The 22,106-nt window shown below is 70.6% G+C and carries 17 protein-coding genes; 12 read left to right on the plus strand and 5 right to left on the minus strand.

What is annotated here, in order from left to right:
- Nucleotides 1-69 precede the first annotated feature (69 nt).
- The gene (locus K8640_RS33580) at nt 70-1,119 is read right to left on the minus strand and encodes an NAD(P)-dependent alcohol dehydrogenase (RefSeq protein ID WP_223750806.1); all 1,050 of its coding nucleotides are present in this window, start codon (nt 1,117-1,119) and stop codon (nt 70-72) included.
- A 110-nt stretch (nt 1,120-1,229) separates the two neighbouring features.
- Here K8640_RS33580 and K8640_RS33585 point away from each other — a divergent pair, with 110 nt between their 5' ends.
- Entirely contained in the window at nt 1,230-2,177 is a 948-nt protein-coding gene (locus K8640_RS33585; RefSeq protein ID WP_223750807.1) for a LysR family transcriptional regulator, read from the plus strand.
- 9 nt (nt 2,178-2,186) lie between these two features.
- On the opposite strand, the gene K8640_RS33590 is transcribed toward K8640_RS33585, so the two are convergent.
- Nucleotides 2,187-4,259 carry a BTAD domain-containing putative transcriptional regulator gene (locus tag K8640_RS33590; protein WP_223750808.1) on the minus strand — a complete coding sequence of 691 codons (2,073 nt, stop codon included), beginning with the start codon at nt 4,257-4,259 and terminating at the stop codon, nt 2,187-2,189.
- A 248-nt stretch (nt 4,260-4,507) separates the two neighbouring features.
- Between K8640_RS33590 and K8640_RS33595 the strand changes: the two genes are divergently transcribed.
- From K8640_RS33595 to K8640_RS33615, 5 genes are all read left to right on the plus strand, one after another.
- Nucleotides 4,508-6,097, plus strand: a complete 1,590-nt coding sequence (locus K8640_RS33595; protein WP_223750809.1) for a bifunctional 3-(3-hydroxy-phenyl)propionate/3-hydroxycinnamic acid hydroxylase — start codon at nt 4,508-4,510, stop codon at nt 6,095-6,097.
- Nucleotides 6,098-6,277: 180 nt separating this feature from the next.
- Complete coding sequence (locus K8640_RS33600) at nt 6,278-7,417, plus strand: M4 family metallopeptidase (RefSeq protein ID WP_223750810.1); 1,140 nt, start codon at nt 6,278-6,280, stop codon at nt 7,415-7,417.
- Nucleotides 7,418-7,420: 3 nt separating this feature from the next.
- On the plus strand, nt 7,421-7,753 hold the full coding sequence (locus tag K8640_RS33605; RefSeq protein WP_223750811.1) for a protealysin inhibitor emfourin: 333 nt from the start codon (nt 7,421-7,423) through the stop codon (nt 7,751-7,753).
- A 57-nt stretch (nt 7,754-7,810) separates the two neighbouring features.
- A complete protein-coding gene (locus K8640_RS33610) occupies nt 7,811-8,209 on the plus strand; it encodes a BlaI/MecI/CopY family transcriptional regulator (RefSeq protein WP_141327371.1) in 399 nt (132 codons plus the stop codon).
- Nucleotides 8,206-9,813, plus strand: coding sequence for a M56 and MltD domain-containing protein (locus K8640_RS33615; protein WP_223750812.1), 1,608 nt, complete (start codon nt 8,206-8,208; stop codon nt 9,811-9,813). The genes K8640_RS33610 and K8640_RS33615 overlap by 4 nt, the downstream gene beginning before the upstream one ends.
- 623 nt (nt 9,814-10,436) lie before the next feature.
- Here the strand turns inward: K8640_RS33615 and K8640_RS33620 are convergent.
- Nucleotides 10,437-11,081, minus strand: a complete 645-nt coding sequence (locus K8640_RS33620) for a TetR/AcrR family transcriptional regulator (RefSeq protein WP_223750813.1) — start codon at nt 11,079-11,081, stop codon at nt 10,437-10,439.
- 75 nt (nt 11,082-11,156) lie between these two features.
- On the opposite strand from K8640_RS33620, the gene K8640_RS33625 reads away from it, so the two are divergent.
- Both K8640_RS33625 and K8640_RS33630 read left to right on the plus strand, forming a co-directional pair.
- The gene (locus K8640_RS33625) at nt 11,157-11,984 is read left to right on the plus strand and encodes an alpha/beta fold hydrolase (protein ID WP_223750814.1); all 828 of its coding nucleotides are present in this window, start codon (nt 11,157-11,159) and stop codon (nt 11,982-11,984) included.
- Nucleotides 11,985-12,012: 28 nt separating this feature from the next.
- Complete coding sequence (locus K8640_RS33630; RefSeq protein ID WP_223750815.1) at nt 12,013-13,023, plus strand: PHB depolymerase family esterase; 1,011 nt, start codon at nt 12,013-12,015, stop codon at nt 13,021-13,023.
- A gap of 3 nt (nt 13,024-13,026) precedes the next feature.
- On the opposite strand, the gene K8640_RS33635 is transcribed toward K8640_RS33630, so the two are convergent.
- Nucleotides 13,027-13,986 (minus strand): MBL fold metallo-hydrolase, encoded by a 960-nt coding sequence (locus K8640_RS33635; protein ID WP_223750912.1) that lies wholly within the window; start codon nt 13,984-13,986, stop codon nt 13,027-13,029.
- Nucleotides 13,987-14,051: 65 nt separating this feature from the next.
- Between K8640_RS33635 and K8640_RS33640 the strand changes: the two genes are divergently transcribed.
- Nucleotides 14,052-14,942, plus strand: a complete 891-nt coding sequence (locus tag K8640_RS33640) for a LysR family transcriptional regulator (protein WP_223750816.1) — start codon at nt 14,052-14,054, stop codon at nt 14,940-14,942.
- 24 nt (nt 14,943-14,966) lie between these two features.
- On the opposite strand, the gene K8640_RS33645 is transcribed toward K8640_RS33640, so the two are convergent.
- Complete coding sequence (locus K8640_RS33645; protein WP_223750817.1) at nt 14,967-15,953, minus strand: protocatechuate 3,4-dioxygenase; 987 nt, start codon at nt 15,951-15,953, stop codon at nt 14,967-14,969.
- A 121-nt stretch (nt 15,954-16,074) separates the two neighbouring features.
- On the opposite strand from K8640_RS33645, the gene K8640_RS33650 reads away from it, so the two are divergent.
- From K8640_RS33650 to K8640_RS33660, 3 genes are all read left to right on the plus strand, one after another.
- Nucleotides 16,075-16,896 (plus strand): NAD(P)-dependent oxidoreductase, encoded by an 822-nt coding sequence (locus tag K8640_RS33650; protein WP_141327381.1) that lies wholly within the window; start codon nt 16,075-16,077, stop codon nt 16,894-16,896.
- A 99-nt stretch (nt 16,897-16,995) separates the two neighbouring features.
- The gene (locus tag K8640_RS33655; RefSeq protein WP_223750818.1) at nt 16,996-18,069 is read left to right on the plus strand and encodes a virulence RhuM family protein; all 1,074 of its coding nucleotides are present in this window, start codon (nt 16,996-16,998) and stop codon (nt 18,067-18,069) included.
- A 217-nt stretch (nt 18,070-18,286) separates the two neighbouring features.
- Nucleotides 18,287-22,021 (plus strand): ATP-binding protein, encoded by a 3,735-nt coding sequence (locus K8640_RS33660; protein ID WP_223750819.1) that lies wholly within the window; start codon nt 18,287-18,289, stop codon nt 22,019-22,021.
- Nucleotides 22,022-22,106: the final 85 nt, after the last annotated feature.

The following is a 22,106-nucleotide window of genomic DNA, read 5'->3' on the forward strand; positions in this document are numbered from 1 at the left end:
CGGAGCCCGCGCGAACGCCCGCAGCGGAGAATTCCGAACCCATCGCGCACCGCTGCGGCGCGTCAGGCTTTACTTCAGGCTCTTCATGTCGATGACGAACCGGTATTTCACGTCACCCCGGAGAATCCGGGTGTAGGCGTCATTCACCTGCTGGATGGGAATCACCTCCACGTCGGACACGACTTCGTGCTGGGCGCAGAATTCGAGCATTTCCTGTGTTTCGCGGATGCCGCCAATCATGGAGCCGGCGAGGTTGCGGCGGGTGCCGATGAGGGTGAAGGCGCCCAGCTCCAGGGGCTTCTCCGGGACACCGACGAGGACCATCTGCCCGTCGCGGCGCAACAGGCGCAGGTACGCGTTGAGGTCGTGCTCGGCGGAGACGGTGTCGAGGATGAAGTCGAAGGAGTTCTCGCGCGCCTTCATCTGGGCGGCGTCAGAGGAGACGACGAACTCGTGGGCGCCCAGGCGCAGGGCGTCCTGACGCTTGTTCTCCGAGTGGCTGAGGACGACGACGTGCGCGCCGAGGGCGCGGGCGAACTTCACGCCCATGTGGCCCAGGCCGCCCAGGCCGACGATGCCCACGCGCTGGCCGGCGCGGACGTTCCAGCGGTGCAGCGGGGACCAGGTGGTGATGCCCGCGCAGAGCAGGGGCGCGGCGCGCGCGGGGTCCAGGCTGTCGGGCACGCGCAGCACGAAGGACTGGTCCACGACGAGGGCGCTGGAGTAGCCGCCGAAGGTGGGCTGCTGGCCCTGGCGCTCGCGCGAGTTGTACGTGAACGTGGGGCCGCCCTTCTCGCAGTACTGCTCCAGGCCGTCCTTGCAGGACGTGCAGACGCGGCACGAGTCCACCATGCAGCCGACGCCCACGGAGTCACCAGCCTTGAAGCGGGTGACGTTGGTGCCGACGCGCGTGACGCGGCCGATGATTTCGTGGCCGGGGACCATGGGGAAGATGGAGCCGCCCCACTCGTCGCGGGCCTGGTGGATGTCGGAGTGGCAGACGCCGCAGTAGAGGATGTCGAGCTCGACGTCGTCGGCGCCGGGCGCACGGCGCTCGAACTGGAAGGGGGCGAGAGGGGAGCGGGCGTCCTGGGCCGCGTATCCGCGTACGGTGGTCATGGCTTTCGGTCCTTGGGAGGAGGGGAGACTTCTTTCTCCAGGAGTATGCGTAGGCGCGTGCAGGGGGGAAATCTGTGGAATCCACAGGGGCTGTGTAGGAAAACTTCCGAATGGCCTTCACCCCGCTCAATGCCTTGAATGCCTTCCTGGCGGTGGCCCGCAAGCGCAGCTTTGCCGTGGCGGCGCGGGAGCTGGGCGTGTCCGCCTCCTCGCTCAGCCAGAGCGTGCGGCAGTTGGAGGCTCGACTGGGCGTGGCGTTGCTCACCCGGACCACGCGCAGCGTGGCGCTCACCGATGCGGGCCGGAGGCTCCTGGAAGGTGCGGGCCCGTCGGTGGACCAGGCGCTCGCGGCGCTGAAGGTCGCGGCGGCGGAGCCCGGGGAGGTCACGGGCTCGGTGAAGCTCACCGTGCCGAGCATCGCGGTGCACCATGTGCTGCCGCCCATGCTCGAGCGCTTCCTGAAGCGCCATCCCCGCACTGACGTGGAGCTGCGGGTGGAGGACGCGATGGTGGACATCGTCGTGGAGGGATTGGATGCGGGCATCCGCATGTCCGAGTCGCTGGAGCGCGACATGGTGCAGGTGCGGCTGTCGGAGGGCTATCGCTTCGTGGTGGTCGCCGCGCCCGAGTACCTGGAGCGTCGAGGCGTCCCGGAGAAGCCCCGGGATTTGCTGTCCCATGACTGTCTTTGCATCCGCTCCAACACCACGGGGGCGCTCTACCAGTGGGAGCTGGAGCGCGGCGCGAAGAGCTGGCGGGTGCCGGTGCGCGGGCCGCTCAGCTCCACGAGCTTCCAGGGCCTGTTCCCGTTGGTCGAGCAGGGCGTGGGCTTGATGTATGCCTTCGAGCCGGACGTGGCGGAGCGGGTGCGGCGGGGCGCGCTGCGAATCGTCCTGGAGCCCTACGCGGCCCACGTGGATGGCTTCTATCTCTACTTCCCCAGCCGGGCGCGGGTGTCACCGGCGCTGCGCGCCTTCGTGGACGTGGCGCGCGAGGTGGCGGCGGAGCGGCGCGCGGGGTCTCGGGAGGTGCCCCGCTCCCCGAGGCGCCGCGCGTGAGCGCGGGCTTCAGGCGCTGGGGATGCCCCGGGCGCGGGCCCTGACGCGGGCGGCCTCGTCGAGCGCGCCCGCCTCCTCCAGCGCGGTGGCGGCGCGGTAGTAGAGCAGCGCGGCCTCCATGTGACGGAAGGCGGAGGCCTCCGCGTTGGCGGCGGCGACGAGGAAGGGCGCGGCGCGCTGGGGCTCCTTGCCCTCCAGCCAGTGCTGCGCGACGACGACGGGCGCGGCCTTGCGCTGCTCCAGGGCGCTGGCCAGCCGGCGGTGCAGCAGGGGCACCAGCGAGGGGGGAATCGCCTCGCGCACCACGTCGAAGAGCAGGTCATGCGTGAAGCGCTCGCCGCGCAGCACGTGCGCGGCCTCCAGCTCGGAGATGTGCGTGGCGAGCGACATGGGCGTCATCTCCAGCACCTCGCTGGCCAGCTCCAGCGCGAAGGACGTCTTGGCGAGCGCGGCCAGCCGGGCCACCTGGAGCGCGGGCGCGGACAGCCGCTCCAGCCGGCGCTGAATCAAGTCGCGTCCACGCCCGGACGGGTGCACGTGCTCGGGCCAGCCGCGCTCCAGGCCCCCGGACTCCAGCAGGTGTCGCAGCGCCTCCATGATGAACAGGGGGTTGCCGCCCGTGTAGCGCATCACGTTGTCCGCGAGCCCCTCCGCGCCCGCCAGCTCCAGGCTGCCCAGGAGCGTGCCCACGGCCTCCGAGTGCAGGGGCTCCAGCTCGATGACCACCGCGAGCCCCGCCTCCACGAGCTGCTGGATGCAGGCGGCGGCGATGGGTGTCAGTTCGCCGCGGCGGTACGTGTCGACGAAGCGGGGGAAGACGCCGTCCGAGGGGATGTCGTGCCGGCGCGAGAGCATGAGCAGCGCGAACTCCGCGGTGGCCGCGTCCATGTACTGCAGGTCGTCCGCGACGATGGCGTCCATCCCCGCGCACAGCTGGTAGATGGCCAGGCAGTTGGCCTCCAGGAAGCGGCTGCGCTCGGCCTCGTCCACCATGGGCGGCGGCGGCCCCTCCGTGCCGGCCATGTCCGGCATCAGCCGCGACAGCTCCCGGCGCACCCAGGGCGCCAGCGTCGTGTCCGGACACCGGGCCATGATCTGCCGCAACAGGCGCACGTGCGTGGAGTAGGCCACGTGTGTCTCGCCGGGCCGGGACTCCAGCACCATGTGCACGCCGCGCGAGGCGGCGAAGTCGTGCGCCAGCCGCGTCTTGCCCACCCCGGGCTCGCCGCTCAGGAAGATGGTCTTCCCCTCGGCCCAGGCCTCCTCCATCCGCGCCCACTCCCGCTCGCGCCCCACCAGGACGGGCGGGCGCAGCACGGACAGGGGCAGCTTCGCCGGGGCGCCGCGCGGGGGCTGGGGCGTGGCGGGGCCGCGCTCTATCTCCCGCGCCAGGGCCACCGTCTGGGGCAAGGGCTGCGTGTCCAGCTCCTCGCGCAGGAGGCGACGGCAGCGCTCGAAGGCGTTGAGCGCGGCCATCCTGTCCCCGGCGATGTAGTGCAGCCGCATCAGCCGGCGCCACGCCTCCTCCGAGTACGGGTCCATGGCGAGCAGCTTCTCCGCCAGCACCAGCGCGCCGGACAGGTCCCCCGCGCGCTCCTTGGCCTCCGACTCCGCGGACGCGGCGCGGCGGCGCAGCTTGTCCAGCCGCTCCCGCGCGCTCTCCAGCCACGCCTGGAACTCCGGGCAGTCGTCGAACTCCAGCGCGCCCAGCAGCACGCCCTCCAGCGCGAGCGCCTGCGCGTGACGTCCGGCCAGCACGTGGGCCTGCAGCTCCGCGGCGTCGATGGTGACGCCCTCCACGAGCGACAGCACGTCCGAGCCCTGCACCAGCTCCGCGCCCACCGACAGCCTGAGCCGGCGCAACAGCTGGCGCATGTTGTTGCGGGCCGTGGCCTCGCTCGACTCGGCCCACAACAGGCCCGCGAGGCGGTACTTCGGATGCGGCCCTTCCAATGCCAGCCATGTCAGCACGGCCGCGGTGCGGCGCTCCAACGGCAGATGGGCGCCGCCATGCCGCAGGCGGGCCTCGCCGAGCAGCGCGAGATGAAAGACTGGCGTCCCTGCCGCGTCGTCGCCTGCCATGGCCTCCGAGGTTCCAAGAAGGGAAGAGCGTGTCTTGCCTAACGTAACACGTCGCACCGGACGCTCCCTCGCGGGTAGGGATTAACCCAGGCAGGGTGGCTTTCATCACGCGGTGCGGCTCGAATTCCCAGTACACGGCAGCTCGCCGCCACGAGCGGACAGCATTGCGAATCGACCTGTGCGGTCACACCCTGGTCACACCTCGTTCGTTATGAATCAAGCCAGACTGGTGAACCACGGGGGTCGCAATGGTTTGTGACAAGCAGCAGGCCGACATGGAGGTCGATGTCATCATCAGCGGCTGCGGTCCCGTGGGAGCACTGACAAGCAATCTGCTGGGCTCGCTGGGCGTGCGCACGCTGGTGCTGGAGCAGGACCTGGCGCCGCATGGACAACCGCGGGCGTTCTCCTGCGACGACGAGGGGCTGCGCATCTACCAGTCCACGGGGCTGGGCGCCGAGCTGCAGAAGGACATGCGGCAGAACCATTTCGCTGAATATGTGGGCGAGACGGGCAGGCGCTTCGCGGAGGTGCACACCAGCTCGGCGGACTTCGGCTTCGGGTACTCGCCGCTGTGGTTCTTCCACCAGCCGCTGGTGGAGGGGGTGCTGCGCGGCGGGCTGGAGCGCTTCCCTCACGTGACGCTGCAGCTGGGCGCGAGCGTGGAGTCCCTGGAGCAGGACGGCGCCGGGGTGACGGTGCGCTACCGCCTGGTGGAGAAGGGTGAGACGCGCACGGTGCGGGGCCGCTTCCTGTTGGCGTGCGACGGGGCGCGCAGCCCGGTGCGCAAGGCGCTGAACATCAAGATGGCGGGCCGGGCGTACGGCGAGCCGTGGCTGGCGGTGTCGGGGCAGGTGGAGGGCGACGCGCCGGAGCTGTGCCGCTTCGTGTGCGACCCGAAGCGTCCGGCCTTCGTCGCCACGGGCGCGGTGGGGCAGTTCCGGTGGGAGTTCATGCTGATGCCGGGCGAGACGCGCGAGGAGATGGAGCGCCCGGAGACCATCAAGAAGCTGCTGGAGCCCTACATCGACCCGGCGCGGGTGCACGTGGAGCGCGCGCAGGTGTACACGTTCCACTGCCTCAACGCGGCGCGCTGGCGCGACGGCAACGTGTTCCTGCTGGGGGACGCGGCGCACACCATGCCGCCCTTCATGGGCCAGGGCCTGGTGTCGGGCATGCGCGACGCGTCGAACCTGGCGTGGAAGATTCAGCGCGTGGTGCAGGGGCTGGCGCCGGCGTCGCTGCTGGACACCTACGAGGAGGAGCGTCGTCCGCACGTGGAGGCGGTGCAGAAGCTGTGCGTGCGCGTGGGGCACCTGTTCCTCGCGCGCAACCGCTGGGTGGCCAGCGCCCGGGACATGGTGATGCGCGCGCTGCAGCGCATCCCCCGGGTGCGGCGCTTCATCCAGGGCTTCGAGTTCAAGCAGCCGCCGATGCACGAGCAGGGCTACTACCTGGGCGGCAAGCGCGAGGGCGCGCAGTCCGCGGAGGGCACGTACTTCATCCAGCCCAAGGTGCGGCTGCCGTCCGGCCAGGAGGTGTTGCTGGATGACGCCATCGGCAACGACTTCGCGGTGCTGTGCCGCGCCAACGCTCCGTCGGCGCAGCTGGCCGCGGCGCGCGGGCTGGCGGAGGCCCTGGGTGGGCGGCTGCTCGCCGTCCAGTCGGCGGGCGAGCACGGCGGCGAGGTGCCCGCGGTGGAGGACATCACCGGCAAGCTGGGCGACTGGTTCTCGCGCCATGGCTCGGACGTGGTGGTGCTGCGGCCGGACCGCTTCGTGTTCGGCGCGGTGAAGGCGGAGCGGCTGCCGGAGCTGCGCGACGCGCTGGGCGTGTGACGCTGGAGTCGGGTGCACCCCGTGGGAGGCCGAGGGGTGCGCCAGACTCCCTCCTGACGGGCACGCGGCGTGGCGCCCCGTGTGTCCCCGGCCCCTCGTGCGAGCCCGTGTAACCCGGGCTCCGGAGCCCGGGCGGTGTCCCTACCTTGACGGCTGGAAAGCCCACGAGGGGGGACACCGATGAGGACGCGCGGAGCACGACGACACGTTCATTCCATCCACTGCATCCTGCCGCCGTATCTGCTGCGCTCCATCGCGGAGAACGGCACGCCCCAGCAGCGCGTGAAGGCGCTGCGCACGGTGGCGACGGACAGCACGTTCCGGGCGCTGCGCTTCGCCGGGGGACGGCTGGCCGCCGCGACGCCGTCGCTCCGACGGGTGCCGGCGATGATGGTGGAGTCCCAGCGGCAGCGGAGCATCTACGACCTGAAGGGCGAGGAGGCCTTCCCCGGGACGCTGGTGCGCTCGGAGGGGCAGGCGCCCTGCGGGGACCTCGCGGCGGACGAGGCCTATGACGGCCTGGGCGCCACGTATGACTTCTTCTGGGAGGTGCTGGCGCGCAACTCCATCGACGGGGATGGGATGCCGTTGCAGGCGTATGTCCATTACGGGCGCGACTACGACAACGCCTTCTGGGACGGCCGGCGCATGGTGTTCGGCGACGGTGACGGCGAGCTGTTCAACCGGTTCACCGTCTGCCTGGACATCATCGCGCACGAGCTGTCGCACGGCGTGACGGAGGACGAGGGGCCGCTGTGGTACTTCCGGCAGGCGGGCGCGCTCAACGAGTCCATGTCGGATGTCTTCGGCTCGCTGGTGAAGCAGTGGAAGCTCGGCCAGACGGCGGACCAGGCCGACTGGCTCATCGGCGACGGGCTGCTCGGCGAGGCCGTGCAGGGCAGGGCGCTGCGCTCGATGAAGGAGCCGGGGACCGCCTTCGATGATGACGTGCTGGGCAAGGACCCACAGCCCGGACACATGCGCGACTACGTCAACACGTGGGAGGACAACGGCGGGGTGCACATCAACTCCGGCATCCCCAACCGCGCCTTCGTGCTGGCGGCGCTGCGGCTGGGAGGCCAGGCGTGGGAGCGGGCGGGGCGCGTCTGGTACGAGGCGATGAGAGACCCACGCATCCTGCCGGACACGAACTTCTCCGACTTCGCGCGCATCACCGTCATCGCCGCCACGCGGCTGTACGGCCCGGGCGAGGTGGAGGAGGCGGTGAAGGAGGCCTGGGAGGAGGTGGGTCTGCGCGTCACCCGCGACAGGGTGTCGGTGTCGCAGTGGAGCCAGGGCTCGCAGCCCGCTGGAGCCTGAGCCATGTCGACACGCATCACGCTCTCGCAGGAGGGCGGACTTGGGGCCTTCCCCGGGCTCGCCCGTCCGAGGAGCGTGGAGCTGGACGCGCTCCCCGCCGAGGAGGCCCGGGCGCTGGAGGAGGGGCTGCGCGACACGCGCTTCCAGGCGCTGCCCCGCGTGGTGGGCGGCGCGGGCGTACAAGGCGCGGACCGGCGTCGCTACACCCTCACCGTCGAGGAGGGGACACGGCGACACACCGTGGACCTGGTGGAGCCCGTGGAGGACCCGCGCCTGCGGGAGCTCCTGTCCCTGGTGAAGCGAGCCACCCGGAAGCGGCGCGGCGGTTCGAACTAAGGGCTTAGTTGACGAAGAACTAAGGTCTTAGTAGTTTACTGGCCACGGAGGACCTCCATGGCCAGACAACCCGAGCCCGAGGCGCCCCGGCCGTTGACGCCGGTGGAGCTCGAGCTGATGCACATCGTGTGGAAGCAGGGCGAGGTGAGCGTGGCGGACGTGCTGGCCGCGCTGCCGCCGGAGCGCGCGTTGGCGTACACGTCCGTGTCCACGGTGCTGCGCATCCTGGAGCAGAAGGGTGTCGTCGTGAGCCGCAAGCAGGGGCGGGGGCACCTGTACTCGGCCACGCTGCCGCGCGAGACGTACGAGGCGCAGAGCCTGCGCCACCTGGTGGACACCGTGTTCGACGGGACGCCCTCCGCGCTGGTGGCGCGGCTGGTGGAGGCGGTGCCGCTGGCGCCCGACGACGTGGAGCAGATCCGCAAGCTGCTCAAGGCGAAGGGCGGCAAGCCGTGAGCGCGCTGGTGTCGCTGTATCTCGCGGTGGCGCTGGTGCTGCCGGTGGCGCTGCTCCTGGCCTGGGGCGCGATGGCGGTGCTCGCGCGGCTGGGGTGGGCGCTGTCGGCGCGGCAGGCGCTGAAGGTGGGGCGAGGGGCGCTGCTGCTCGCGCTCGTGCTGCCGCTCCTGGTGATGGGCGCGCGGGCGCTGTCTCCCGCGGGGCCGCTGTTCGACTTCGAGCGCTCCGTGGCGCGGCAGGCGCAGCGGCTCCCGTCGGCGGTGTGGACGGCGAGCGCGGTGGGCAACGCGGCTCCCGCGGCGTCGAAGGCGACCGCCGTGCCCGTCGGGGTGTGGATGGGATTGTCCGGCGCGTGGCTCGTGGGCGTGGCGCTCTTCGTGGGGCGGGCGCTCTGGCGACACCAGGGATTGCTCCGACGGCTGGAGCGGCTTCCCCGGGTGCGCTCGGTGCGGCGGGTGGCGGTGGTGCTGGGCGAGGATGGGACGCCCGCGTTCTCGGCGTGGTTCCCCCGCTCGGGCTCGCGACCGTCCGCGTGGGTGGTGGTGCCCGCGGCGCTGCTGGAGGACCCGGAGGCGCTCCGGCTCACCGTGCTGCACGAGTTGCAGCACCACCGTCAGCGCGACACGCACCTGGCGCTGGGCCGGCTGTGGTTGACGGGGTTGTTCTTCTGGCATCCGGCGGTGCACGTGTTGTCGCGCTGGCTCGCGTCGCTGCAGGAGCTGGCGTGTGACGAGGCGCTGGTCGCCAGTGGACGCGCACAGGCCCAAGCGTATGCGCGCTGCCTGCTCCAGGCGGCGCTCCGACTCCCGGGCGCCCGGCCCGTTCCCGCCGGTGCCACCGGCATGTCCCATCCCACGCAGAGGAGAATCCACATGCTGTTCCAGCCGCGTCCCCGTCGCACCCACGCCGTCCCCGCGCTGCTCGCCGCGCTGTCCCTGTTGCTGCTCCCCGTGGCCGTGCTCGCGCAAGGCGCGGCGAAGGGCCGCACGGTGACTCGCGCCGAGGTGGAGGCGCTCGCCCGGACGAGTCAGCCCCAGGGGGATGTGTCCATCGTCGTGGACGACAAGGTGGTGGAGAACCTCAACAAGCTCATCGGCACCGAGAAGGGCCGCGCCTTCATGAAGCGCGCGCTGGAGAACCTGGGCACGCACCGCGCGGCGATGACGTCGACGCTGAAGGCGAAGGGGCTGCCCGAGGGACTGCTCGCGGTGGCGGTGGTGGAGTCCGCGGTGACGAACATGCCGCAGACGGATGGGCGGCCTTCACTCGCTCCGGGGATGCGTGGCGCGGGCGTGTGGATGTTCATCCCCGAGACGGCGCGTCGCTACGGGCTGGAGGTGAGCGCGACGAAGGACGAGCGGCTCGACGTGGCGCGGGAGACGCAGGCGGCGGCGACGCTGCTGTCGGACCTGCACGCGCGCTACCAGGACTGGCGGCTGGCGCTCGCCGCGTACAACCAGGGTGAGCGCAAGGTGGACCAGGCCCTGAGCGAGGGTGGCAGCCGCGACACGACGGTGCTCCACACCGCGGGGCACCTCAATGACTATCCCGCCACCGTGCAGGCGGGGCTGCTCGTCGTGCGCAACCCGCACCTGCTGGACTGAAGGGCCGCGGTCCGGCTTCGCTCGGTGCGTCGTGTCTGGGTGTGTCGACTGCCCCACCGTGCAGGCAGGGCTGCTGGGCCTGGCCGGCTTCGCTCGGTGCGTCGTGTCCGGGTGTGTCGATCGCCACCGTGCAGACAGGGCTGCCTGTTGTTGAAGCAAACCGTCCGGTGTCCCTCGGTGTGAGTGATTCGCGGGTCGCGCCCGGGCTGTGTCGACTCCGTGGGTGGCTGTCCCGTGTGTCTGGGGCATCCGCGAGGGCTGTGCGGAGGCGACTGGACCGGCTCGACTCCGTGAGTGGCTCCGCGACGCGCGGAGGTGAAGCTCCTCATGACCGTCTGGCGGATGCGGACCCGGCGCTGTGCTCGCAAGGACAGCTCGTCCCGTGCCGTCCTCACCTGTGAGCCATGGGAGCGGCGAGTTCGACCGGGTCTGCTCGAGGCAAGCCAGGCCGCATCGGGTGGAGTGAAACCGTGTCCGCGCGAGAGGTGTGCCGTCACGCGCGTCGGAGTGAAGTCACGGCCCGCCTGACTTCATTCAGGCGGGCTTCTTCGTGTGCGCGGTTCGTGCGGTCGATGCAGGCAGCGCGCTCACGGGTGGAGGCCGCGAACCACCCCGCGCTCAGCTCACGACGCCGCACTGCCTCCCAGCATGCGCAGCGCCAGCTCCGCGTGCAGGTCCGCGAGCGTGTCCACGTCGAGCGCGCTCCCGGGCTCGTACCAGTAGGGCAGCCGCACGCCCATCGCGGAGATGGCCGCCGCCGCGACGCGCGGATGCGGCGGAGAGAAGCTCCGCTGCGCCACGCCCCGCTCAATGACCTCCGCGAGCAGCGCGGCGGACTTGTCCCGCAGCAGCACCGCGGGCTCGGCCAGCTCCGGCGTCAACGCATACAGCTCCTCGTTGACCACCACCGCCAGCTGCGGGTGCAGGGCGTGGGTCCGGGTGTGGGCTCGCACCAGCGCCCGTACCTGCTCGGCCGGCTCCGGGCCGGAGCTCTTCAGCGCGGCCTGCAGCGCGTCGTGGTGGGCCTCGTGGCCGATGCGCACCAGCTCCGCGAGCACGTGCTCCTTGGAGGAGAAGTGCGCGTACAGCGCACTCGGCTGCAGCTCCAGCACCTTGGCCAGGTCTCGGATGGAAGTGTCGTGATAGCCGCGGCTGGCGAAGAGCTGGAGCGCGGTTTCCAGGATGCGACGACGGGTGCCGTCCGACGGAGCGGAAGGCGGAAGGCTCGCCGGATGGGCGCGAAGCCGCGAGCGGGTCGGTGGGCTCATGTCAGTGGTTGATGAACGAACGTTCATTCAGCTAGGGTGTGGGGAACTGCTGTTATTTCGCGCCAGGAGTTCTGGATGTCCACGCTTCAGCTCGCGGATTCGTCTCTTCACTACGAAGAGTCTGGGCACGGCATTCCGGTCTTGCTGCTTCACGGCCTTGGCTCCTCGGGCGCGGACTGGGAGCTGGTGACACCGAGGTTGTCAGGGAATTACCGACTGCTGGTGCCAGATGCACGGGGGCATGGGACGAGTGGGAAGCCCCCTGGGACGTACGGAGTGCCACTGTTCGCCCGCGACGTCGCGGCGCTGTGCGACGCGTTGGGGCTGAAGAAGGTCCATGTGGTGGGGCTGTCGATGGGCGGGATGATGGGCTTCCAACTGGCGGTGGACCGGCCGGACCTGGTGCGCAGCCTGGTCATCGTGAACAGCGGGCCGGAGCTGGTGGCCCGCACCCTGCGTCGCAAGTTCGAGTTCGCGCTGCGGCTGACCTTGCTGCGGCTGCTCGGGCCCGCGGGGCTGGCCAGGGTGCTGGCGCCCAAGCTGTTCCCCAAGCCGGAGCAGGAGTCGCTGCGTCAGCGAGCCATCGCCGCGTTCTCCGCCAACGCGCCGGACGCCTACCTGCGCGCCACGCGCGGGCTCGTGGGGTGGAGTGTGATGGCTCGGCTGAAGGACATCACCTGCCCGGTGCTGGTGGTGCACTCCGAGCGCGACTACACGCCCCTGGCCTCGAAGCAGGCGTATGTCGAGCTGCTGCCGGACGCGCGCCTGACGGTGCTGGCGGACTCCGGGCATGCCGCGCCGCTGGACCAGCCCGAGGCGCTGTGTGACGCGGTGGAGGTCTTCCTCCGCGAGGTCGATGGCGCCGCCGCCGGTGCCACGCCTGGCGTTCGCGCCGGGCCTTGAGCGAGCTCCCCAAACAGGAGGCTGGACGATGTCGATGCTTCGACGTGGTGGCGCACTCTCGCGGTCGCTGTGGCTGCTCTCGGTGGTGGTGACGCTCGGCGTGGGGGCCTCCGCCCACGCCGGCTCGTGGGTGCATGGCATCCACGTGGGCTCCTCGGGCGCGCGGGGCTATCAGCTCTGGGTGCCCACCGGGTATCAACCCGGGACGCCCAGGCCGCTCCTGGTGGCGCTGCATGGCTGTCTCCAGAACCCGGACCAGTTCGCGGGCCTCACGCGCCTCAACGAGAAGGCGGACGCGGAGGGCTTCCTCGTCCTGTATCCGAACCAGGCGATGTTCGTGAACGCCACGCAGTGTTGGAACTTCATGCTCGGCACCAACATGGAGCGCGGCAAGGGCGAGCCGGCGCTCATCGTCGGCATGGTGGAGGCGATGAAGCAGCAGTACTCGGTCGACGCGCGCCGCGTGTACGTGGGCGGCGTCTCCGCGGGCGGCGTGCTGACGGGCACGCTGATGGCCTGCTACTCGGACGTGTTCGCCGCGGGCATGGTGGGCGCGGGCGCCATGTACAAGGCGGCCACCACGGTGTCCGGCACCGCCTTCGCCATGCTCTTCGGCAGCGTCTACTCGCCGGATGACCGGGGCAAGGACGCGTGGACGTGCTCGGGCCGGCCGCGACGCACGGTGCCGGTGCTGGTCATGCACGGTACCGAGGACAGCGTCGTCAACCCCCTCAACGGCGAGCAGGCGATGAAGCAGTTCCTGCAGACCAGCGACTACGGCGACGACGGCGTGGCCAACGACAGCGTCCGCGGCACGCCCACGAGCACCGCCACCTTCCGCGCCGCCGGGGGCCGCGACTACACGGTGAAGAACTACGTCTACGGCGGTGAGCTCGTGGGACAGAAGCTGGAGGTCCGCGGCATGGACCACGCCTGGCCCGGAGGGGATTCACGCTATCCCTTCGCGGACCCCGCCGGTCCCGACGCCACGACGTTGATGTGGGACTTCTTCAAGCAGCACGCGCTCGACGTGCCGTAGGCGTCAGTGCTGGTGACCCAGGCGCACCGCCACCTCGGGGTGTGCCTGGGCGAAGGCGCGCAGCTTCTCGAAGCTCTGGCGGCCGCGCGCCGCGTCGGCGGTGAAGGTGCCCGGCTCCACGTCGTGCTCCCAGCCCCAGCGGGTGTGACTGGCGTCGCCCACCAGCAGCACGGGGCCCTTCGTGGAGCGCACCAGGTACGCGGTGCTGCCCGGCGTGTGGCCCGGCACCCAGAGCGCCCACACGGAGCCGTCGCCGAAGATGTCCACCGCGCCGTCGAAGGGGCCTTCCGTGTCGGGCGTGTACGTCCACTCGGACACGGCGGCCTTGCCCGACAGCGCGCGGTCCGCGATGGACTGGGTCAGGACGTTGAGGAACGCGCGCGTCGTCGTCTCGCCCGGCCCTGCGTAGACGGGAGTGCCCGCGGGCACGTCGGCCATGCCGGTGAGGTGGTCCAGGTGCAGGTGCGTGAGGAACACGCCCGAGAGCGGCCCGGGCTGCTTCGCGAGCCACGCGCCCAGCGGCTCCTTCACCTGCATCTTCTCCTTCACCTTCATGGCGTCGGCGAGCAGGCCGCGCAGGGCCGCCTGCTCGGGCGCGTCACGCAGCGCGTTCTCCACGCCGGTGTCGACGATGTAGAGCCCCTTCGTCGGGTGGCGCAGCGCGTGGAAGAAGACCTGGATGGGCTCGTCGCCGTCGACCAGGCCCGCGGACTTCGCGGTGGGGTGGCCCAGGTTGACGAGGCCGCCGCGGTCCACGGCCCAGTCCGCCGAGGCGATGGACTCCAGCTCCACCGGGCCGGGCTCGCTCAGGAGCGCGAGCAGCTCCGCCGAGGGCCGCGCCGCGCCGAGCGTCGAGCGCTGGTGGGGATGCGAGGTGGTCGCGGCGCCCACGAGGACCAGGGTGGTTGCCGCGACGAACAGGACGGCGACGGCGACGAGGAGGATGCGCTTGGCGTTCTTCATGGGAGCCAAGGTAGCGATGCGCTCCTGCATGGAAAATGGCGATTCTGGTATGAAGCCATGCATTCATGGATATCTCCTGGGAGGACGCGCGGCTGTTCCTGGCCATCGCGGAGACGGGCAGCTTCAGCGCGGCGGCGAAGCGGCTGCGCGTGGGTCAGCCCACGGTGAGCCGGAGGCTGGCGGCGCTGGAGTACGCGGTGGGCGCCAAGCTGTTCCGGCGCGGCGTGGAGGGCGCGGCGCTGACGGCGGCGGGTGAGCGGCTGGTGATGCCGGCGCGGAAGATGGCGGAGTGGGCCGGGGAGCTGCAGCGCGCGGCGGAGTCGAGCGACTCGTCACCCAAGGGCCTGGTGCGCGTGACGGCGAGCCCCTTCCTCAGCTTCGACTTCCTGGCGCCCTTCGCGAGCCACGTGGCGGGCAAGCACCCGGGGCTGCGGCTGGAGGTGCAGTCCACCATCCAGTACGCGGACCTGGGACGTGGCGAGGCGGACCTGGCGCTGCGCACCCAGTGCACGCGCAACGCGGACCTCACGTGCCTGTTCACGCTGGAGGTGCACAACGCGGTGCTCGTCTCGCGCGCGCTCAAGGAGAAGCTGCCCAAGCGCCCCACGCTCCAGCAACTGCCGTGGGTGGCGTGGGCGCCGCCGTACGAGGCCGTGCCGCCCAATCCGCAGCTGGAGTCCATCATCCCGAACTTCTCGCCCGCGTTCACCTCGGACAACTACCTGGTGCTGCTGTCGGCGGTGGAGGCGGGCGTGGGCGCCACGGTGTGCGGGCACGTCCCGCACCGGTTCAGCACGCGGCGCGAGCGCAACCTGGTGGAGCTGGACATCGACCTGGGGCCCTACGCGAAGAGCGAGCTGCATCTCATCTGCGCGAAGTCGGCGCTGGACATCCCCCGGGTGCGCCGCGTGTCGGAGCTGCTGGTGCAGGAGCTGGAGCGCGCGCGGAGGCGCTGACGCCTCGCGCGCTCGTCGAGGTGGTTACGGGGTGCCGCCGTCCAGGCCCGGTGGAGGTCCCATGCCGCCATCCCAGCCCGGGGGCGGACCCATGCCACCGTCGCCGCCGGGAGGCGGCCCGCCTCCGCCGCCACCGTTGCCGCCGGGAATCTGGCACTGCGCGGTGTCGAGCGAGGAGCGGATGATGAGCGTCTTCCACGCGAGCAGGGCGCCGTCGTCCTGGCGCGCGGTCTGGAAGAGGTAGTCGTTCACGGACTCGGCGGACACCACGTTGTCGTTGGCGTTGGTCGTGTCGCGGGGGCCGCGCGTGTCGTAGAGCGGCTGGTGGTTGATGATGTCGTCGTTGAGCGCGTCGTCGAAGAAGAGCTGTGACGTCACGTACTCCGCCTCGCCGAGGCGCACGGTGAAGTGGATGTGGACGGTGCGGCTGCTGTACCAACCGGGGAAGCAGGTGTCGAAGTCGCAGCGGCCGTCCGCGTCCGTGACCTGCACGCCGCGGAACCAGCGGGCGCTGGTGGCGGACGGGTCATCGGAGGTGCAGAAGGTGCTGGCGTCCTCGCCCGAGTAGAGCCCTTCCGGGGCGGCGTGCCAGATGTCGACGGAGGCGCCCTGGATGGGGCGGCACTGGTCGTCGAGGATGCGGAAGGCGAGCCGCACGGGCAGGCCGTCGTGGCCCTCGCTGATGTCCTTGCGGACCAGGGTCTGGGCGTAGCAGGGGCCCAGGGTGGCCGCGCAGGTGAGGGCGCAGGGGGTGCCTGACTCGTCGGTGAAGGGGTCGGCGTAGGTGCCCGACATGGCGGCGGTGCCGCCGGTGGCCCAGGCGGTGGCGCCGGTGCCTCCGTCCGGGGGGGAGCCCGAGTCGGCGTCGCCTCCGGAGGAGGGTGAGTCCTCGGGGCCGCAGGCGAGCACCTGCACCAGCGGTATCGCCGCCAGCGTCAGGCCCATGCCGCGCAGCACCTTGCGGCGGCTCATGATGGCCGAGGTGAGGGTCTTGGTGTCCTGGTTGCTCATCGCGAGTCCTCTTTGGGGGTCGATGGGTCCGGCCCGAACAGCCCGTGTCCTCGGGCTCGAGAATCGCTATACCCAGGGAGTTCTTAAGCAGACCTTACGTGCCACCCACGGAGACGCGCGCATGACGACACTCAAGGGGAAGACGCTGTTCATCACCGGGGCCAGCCGGGGCATCGGCAAGGCGATTGCGCTGCGTGCGGCTCGGGACGGGGCGAACATCATCATCGCCGCGAAGACGACGGAGCCGCACCCCAAGCTGCCGGGCACCATCTTCACGGCGGCGGAGGAGATCGAGAAGGCGGGCGGTCGGGCGCTCCCCATCGCGGTGGACATCCGTGAGGAGGACCAGGTCGTGGCCGCGGTGGCGAAGGCGGTGGAGACGTTCGGCGGCATCGACGTGCTGGTGAACAACGCGAGCGCCATCCACCTGACGGGCACGGTGGACACGCCGATGAAGCGCTATGACCTCATGCACAGCATCAACACGCGTGGGACGTTCGTGTGCTCGAAGGCGTGCATCCCGCATCTGAAGCGCTCGAGCAATCCGCACATCCTGAACAACTCGCCGCCGTTGAACATGGAGGCGCGGTGGTTCGCGCCGCACGTGGCGTACACGATGGCGAAGTTCGGCATGAGCATGTGCGTGCTGGGCATGGCGGAGGAGCTGCGTGACGACGGCATCGCGGTCAACGCCCTCTGGCCGCGCACGGTCATCGCGACGGCGGCGGTGCAGAACCTGTTGGGCGGCGAGGACACCATCAAGGGCAGCCGCACGCCGGACATCATGGCGGACGCCGCGTACGCCATCCTCACCAAGCCCAGCCGCAGCTTCACGGGCAACTTCTGCATCGACGAGGACGTCCTGCGCGCCGACGGCGTGACGAACTTCGACAAGTATCAATCCGTGCCCGGCGAGGACCTGTTCCCCGATTACTTCATCTGAGGCCGGGTGTAGGGCGACGGTCCATGTGCATGTCGTGGCATGGACCGTGTATCCACCTCGGGCTTCGACATGGCGCCATCGGCGAGGAGGGTGTGGAGGATGGGTAAGGGTGACTCCGGGCAGTCCGGGGATGGAGCCGGTGAGTTCCTGGTCTATGTCGGTGACGACGGTGCTTCGAAGGTCCACGTCCGGCTCTTCGAGGGCACGGTCTGGCTGACCCAGAAGCAGCTTGCCGAGCTGTTCGGCAAGGATGTGCGGACCATCAACGAGCACCTCCAGAACATCCACGAGGAGGGAGAACTCGACCCGACGGCAACCCTCCGGAAATTCCGGATAGTTCAAATCGAGGGTTCCCGAGAAGTCACGCGATGGGTGGACCACTACAGCCTGCCAGCCATCATCGCGGTGGGCTACCGCGTCCGCTCCACGCAAGGGACACGCTTCCGTCAGTGGGCCACGGCCCTGTTGGACGAGTACCTGGTCAAGGGCTTCGTCCTCGATGACGCTCGGCTCCAGTCGACGTCGCAGCCAGGCGAGGACTACTTCGACGAGCTGCTGGAGCGGATCCGCGAGATTCGCGCATCGGAGCGGCGCTTCTACCAGAAGCTCACCGACATCTATGCGCAGTGCAGCGTCGACTACGACGTCCAGGCCGAGGTCACGCAGACCTTCTATGCGACGGTGCAGAACAAGCTGCACTGGGCCATCCACGGACACACGGCGGCCGAGCTGATTCACGAGCGCGCCGATGCGAGTCAGCCCAACATGGGGCTCGCGACCTGGAAGAACGCTCCGAGCGGGCCCATCCGGAAGTCAGACGTCACGGTGGCGAAGAACTACCTCTCGGAGGAGGAGCTCCGGGAGCTGAGTCGTGTCGTCACCATGTACCTGGACTACGCGGAGGACCAGGCCAGGAGACGACGGCCGATGACGATGCGGGAGTGGGTGACGAAGCTGGATGGCTTCCTGCAGTTCAACGAGCGAGACGTCCTGTCTCATGCGGGAGGTATCAGCCACGAGCTGGCGACGGCCCATGCGGAGGCCGAGTTCGACCGCTACCGCGAAGCGGGACGCAAGCTGGAGGCGAGCCTCCCGAACTCGGACTTCGACCGCGCCGTCGAGACCACCCGGCAACTCGCGGGGCGGAGCCGGGGGCGCGGGAAGAAGCCTTGAGCCACGCCGGCGAGCCCGTTCGCCTGGAGGGAAGACGACTTACCTGCGAAGTGTTGGGGAACAGAGCATTCCAGCGTCACTGATTGCACGCTTGTGGACGTGACACTAGAAGCGCAGGCCACTTCCATTTTTCCTCCGAGCACTGATGTCCGAGCAGGACTCCCCCCCGAAGCGCGCCGCGGCATTCCTGGAAGGCCACCTTGGCGGAGGTGGCGAGATGGCGGACCTGGTCCGCTCCAAGGACTGGTCCCAGACCCCCCTGGGTCCTCTCGAGGGCTGGCCCACCAGCCTGCGCACCATGGTCGGCGTCGTGCTGGGCAACCGCTTCCCCATGCTCCTGTGGTGGGGCCCTCAGCTCCTCCAAATCTACAACGACGGCTACCGCCCCGTGCTGGGCATGAAACACCCCGCCTCGCTCGGCGCCCCGGCGTCCGTCATCTGGCAGGAGATCTGGGACGTCATCGGCCCCATGGCGGAGGGCGTGCGCCAGGGCGGCCCCGCCACCTGGAGCGAGCACCTCCAGCTCTTCATCAACAGCCGCGGCTTCGTCGAGGAGACGTTCCACACCTTCTCGTATAGCCCCGTCTACGACGAGGGCGGCGGCGTCGGCGGTGTGCTCGTCACCGTCCAGGAGACCACCGAGCAGGTCCAGGACAACCGCCAGCTCAAGCTGCTCGGCGAGCTGGCCACCAGCTCCGCCTCCGCGAAGACGGCCGAGGAGGCCTGCCAGACGGCCGCGCGCATCTTCTCCGCCTACGGCGAGGACCTGCCCTTCACCCTCCTGTACCTGCTCGACGACGCCGCCACCCAGGTGCGCTGCGTGGGCTCCAGCGGACTGGATGGCTACTCGGGCCCCGCGAAGCCGGAGTCCTGTCCCTTCCCTCCGATGCCCGACGCGCCCCAGACCTGGCCCTTCGCGCAGGCCGCGCACACCGGCCGCGAGGTGCTCGTGGAGGAGCTGGGCGCGCGCTTCGGTGTGCTGCCCCGTGGCCCTCGCGGGGTGGTGCTCTCGCGGGCCGTGGTGCTGCCGCTGGCGCGCTCGGGGCAGTCGCACCCGTATGGGTTCCTCGTCGCCGGCGTCAGTCCCACCCGCTTGCTGGACGAGCGCTACCTGGCCCTCTTCCGGCTGGTCGCGGACCCGGTGGTGACGGCCATCGCCAACGCGCGCGCATACGAAGAGGAGCGCCAGCGCGCCGAGGCCCTGGCCGCCATCGACCGCGCCAAGACGGCCTTCTTCAACAACGTCAGCCACGAGTTCCGCACCCCGCTGACGCTGATGCTCGGCCCCACCGAGGACGCGCTGGCGTCGTCGGCGCGCGCGCTGTCCGGCGAGGGACTGGAGACCGTCCACCGCAACGCGCAGCGCCTCTTGAAGCTGGTCAACTCGCTGCTCGACTTCTCCCGCCTAGAGGCCGGCCGCATCCAGGCCCGCTACGAGCCGGTGGACCTGGCCGCCCTCACCGCGGGCCTGGCCAGCGCGTTCCACTCCGCGCTGGAGCGCGCGGGGCTGGGCTTCGACATCGACTGCGCCCCGCTGCCCGAGGCCATCCACGTCGACCAGGACATGTGGGAGAAGATTGTCCTCAACCTGCTCTCCAACGCGCTGAAGTTCACCTTCGAGGGCCGCATCGCCATCTCCCAGCGGTGGGTGGACGGCCAGGTCCAGCTCCAGGTCTCCGACACGGGCATCGGCATCCCGGAGCAAGAGCTGCCGCGCATCTTCGACCGCTTCCACCGCGTGCAGGGCGCCCGCGCGCGCACGCACGAGGGCTCCGGCATCGGCCTGGCGCTGGTGCACGAGCTGGTCCGGCTGCACGGCGGCTCGCTGTCGGTGGCGAGCACCGAGGGCCAGGGCACTACCTTCACCCTGCGCATCCCCGCGGGCACCGCCCATCTGCCCCAGGAGCACCTGGGCGCTCGCGACACGCGGGCCTCCACCGCCCTGGGCGCCGCGCCCTTCGTGAACGAGGCGCTGCGCTGGCTGCCGGGGGGCCTGGAGGTGGAGTCGCTCGAGGTGGGCACCGAGGTGCCTCCGGAGGACAAGCGCCCCGGCTCCGCGCGCATCCTGCTGGCCGACGACAACGCGGACATGCGCGAGTACCTGAGGTCCCTCCTGTCCCGTTACTGGGAGGTGGAGACGGTGGCGGATGGTCTCGCGGCGCTCGAGTCCGCGCGCGCGCGTCCTCCCGACCTGGTGCTCACGGACGTGATGATGCCGGGGCTGGATGGCTTCGGGCTCCTGCGCGAGCTGCACGCCGATGAGCGCACGCGCCACGTGCCCGTCACCATCCTCTCCGCGCGCGCGGGCGAGGAGGCCCGCATCGAGGGACTGCGCGCCGGCGCCGACGACTACCTGGTGAAGCCCTTCTCCGCGCGCGAGCTGATGGCGCGCGTGGAGACGCAGCTGACCAAGGCGCGCCTGCAGGCCATCCAGGAGGCGCACGGGAGGATGCTCACGCGCGTCTTCCAGTTCGCCCCCGTGGGCATCGCCATCCTGCGCGGCCCCCAGCACGTCTACGAGTTCGTCAACGCGGGCTACCTGCGGCTCATCGCCAACCGGTCCGTGGTGGGCGTGCCCATCGCCCAGGCGCTCCCCGAGCTGGCCGGCCAGGGCATCTTCGAGCTGCTCGACAACGCCTACCGCACCGGCGAGCCGTACATCGGGCGCTCCCTGCGGGCGACCATCATCTCCGGCGAGGGCGGGCCTCCGCAGGAGCGGTTCTTCGACCTGGTCTACCAGCCCATGCTGGATGACGCCGGTCAGGTGGACTCCATCGTGGTGGTGGCCTTCGACGTGACGGACCTGTCCAACGCCCGGCGCGAGGCGGAGTCCGCCAGCCGCGCGAAGGACGAGTTCCTGGCGATGCTCGGCCACGAGTTGAGAAACCCGCTGGCCCCCATCCTCACCGCGCTCCAACTGCTCCGGCTGCGCGGCGGCGAGGCCGTGGAGCGCGAGCGCACCGTCATCGAGCGGCAGGTGCACCACCTGGTGCGGCTGGTGGATGACCTGCTCGACGTGTCCCGCGTCACGCGGGGCAAGGTCGTGCTGCGGCGCGAGCGCGTGGAGCTGGCGGAGGTGGTGGCGAAGTCCATCGAGCTGGCCAGTCCCTTGTTGGAGCAGCGCGGCCATCACCTGACGGTGGAGGTGGCGCGCCAGGGCCTGCCATTGGACGCGGACGCGACGCGGCTGGCGCAGGTGTTCTCCAACCTGCTCACGAACGCGGCGAAGTACACCGAGCCCGGGGGACGCATCACCGTCCAGGGCGCGCGCGAGGGGGACGCGCTGGTGGTGCGGGTGCGCGACAACGGCACGGGCATCAGCGCGGAGATGCTGCCGCGCATCTTCGACCTCTTCTTCCAGGAGCGTCAGGAGCTGGACCGCTCGCAGGGCGGCCTGGGCCTGGGGCTCGCCATCGCCCGGAGCCTGGCGGCCCAGCACGGCGGCACCCTCCACGCGGACAGCGAGGGGCGGGGCCAGGGCAGCACCTTCACGGTGCGGCTGCCCGCGCTCGAGGCGGGAGTGGAGGCCTCGGCGACGGTGGCCACGGATGAGGCGGCCTCGCCGCGGGAGGCGGTCCCGATGCCGCACCGGGTGCTGATTGTCGACGACAACCGCGACGCGGCGGACGTGCTGGCCGAGGCCCTGGACATGCTGGGATGCGAGACGCGCGTCACCTACGACGGCCCCAGCGCGCTCCAGGTGGCGCCCACGTTCCGCCCGGAGCTGGCGCTGCTCGACATCGGCCTGCCCGTGATGGACGGCTACGAGCTGGCGAAGCACCTGCGCACCCAGCGGCCCGACGGCGGGCTCCAACTGGTGGCGGTGACGGGCTACGGCCAGGAGTCGGACCGGTTGCGCTCAAAGGAAGCCGGCTTCGACGCGCACCTGGTGAAGCCCATCGACTTCAACACCCTGGGCTCGCTGCTCAAGCGCCTGGGGCCCGTCTCCTGACGGACGGGGAATCCACGGCATGGCGGCTGAGCTATGCTGTGGGCCTCCGGATGGCTTTGGGGGGTGGGGCCCGGGGAGAACAGAC

Origin of the sequence: Myxococcus sp. XM-1-1-1, assembly GCF_020037095.1 — a bacterium.
GTDB classification, from domain to species: domain Bacteria; phylum Myxococcota; class Myxococcia; order Myxococcales; family Myxococcaceae; genus Myxococcus; species Myxococcus fulvus.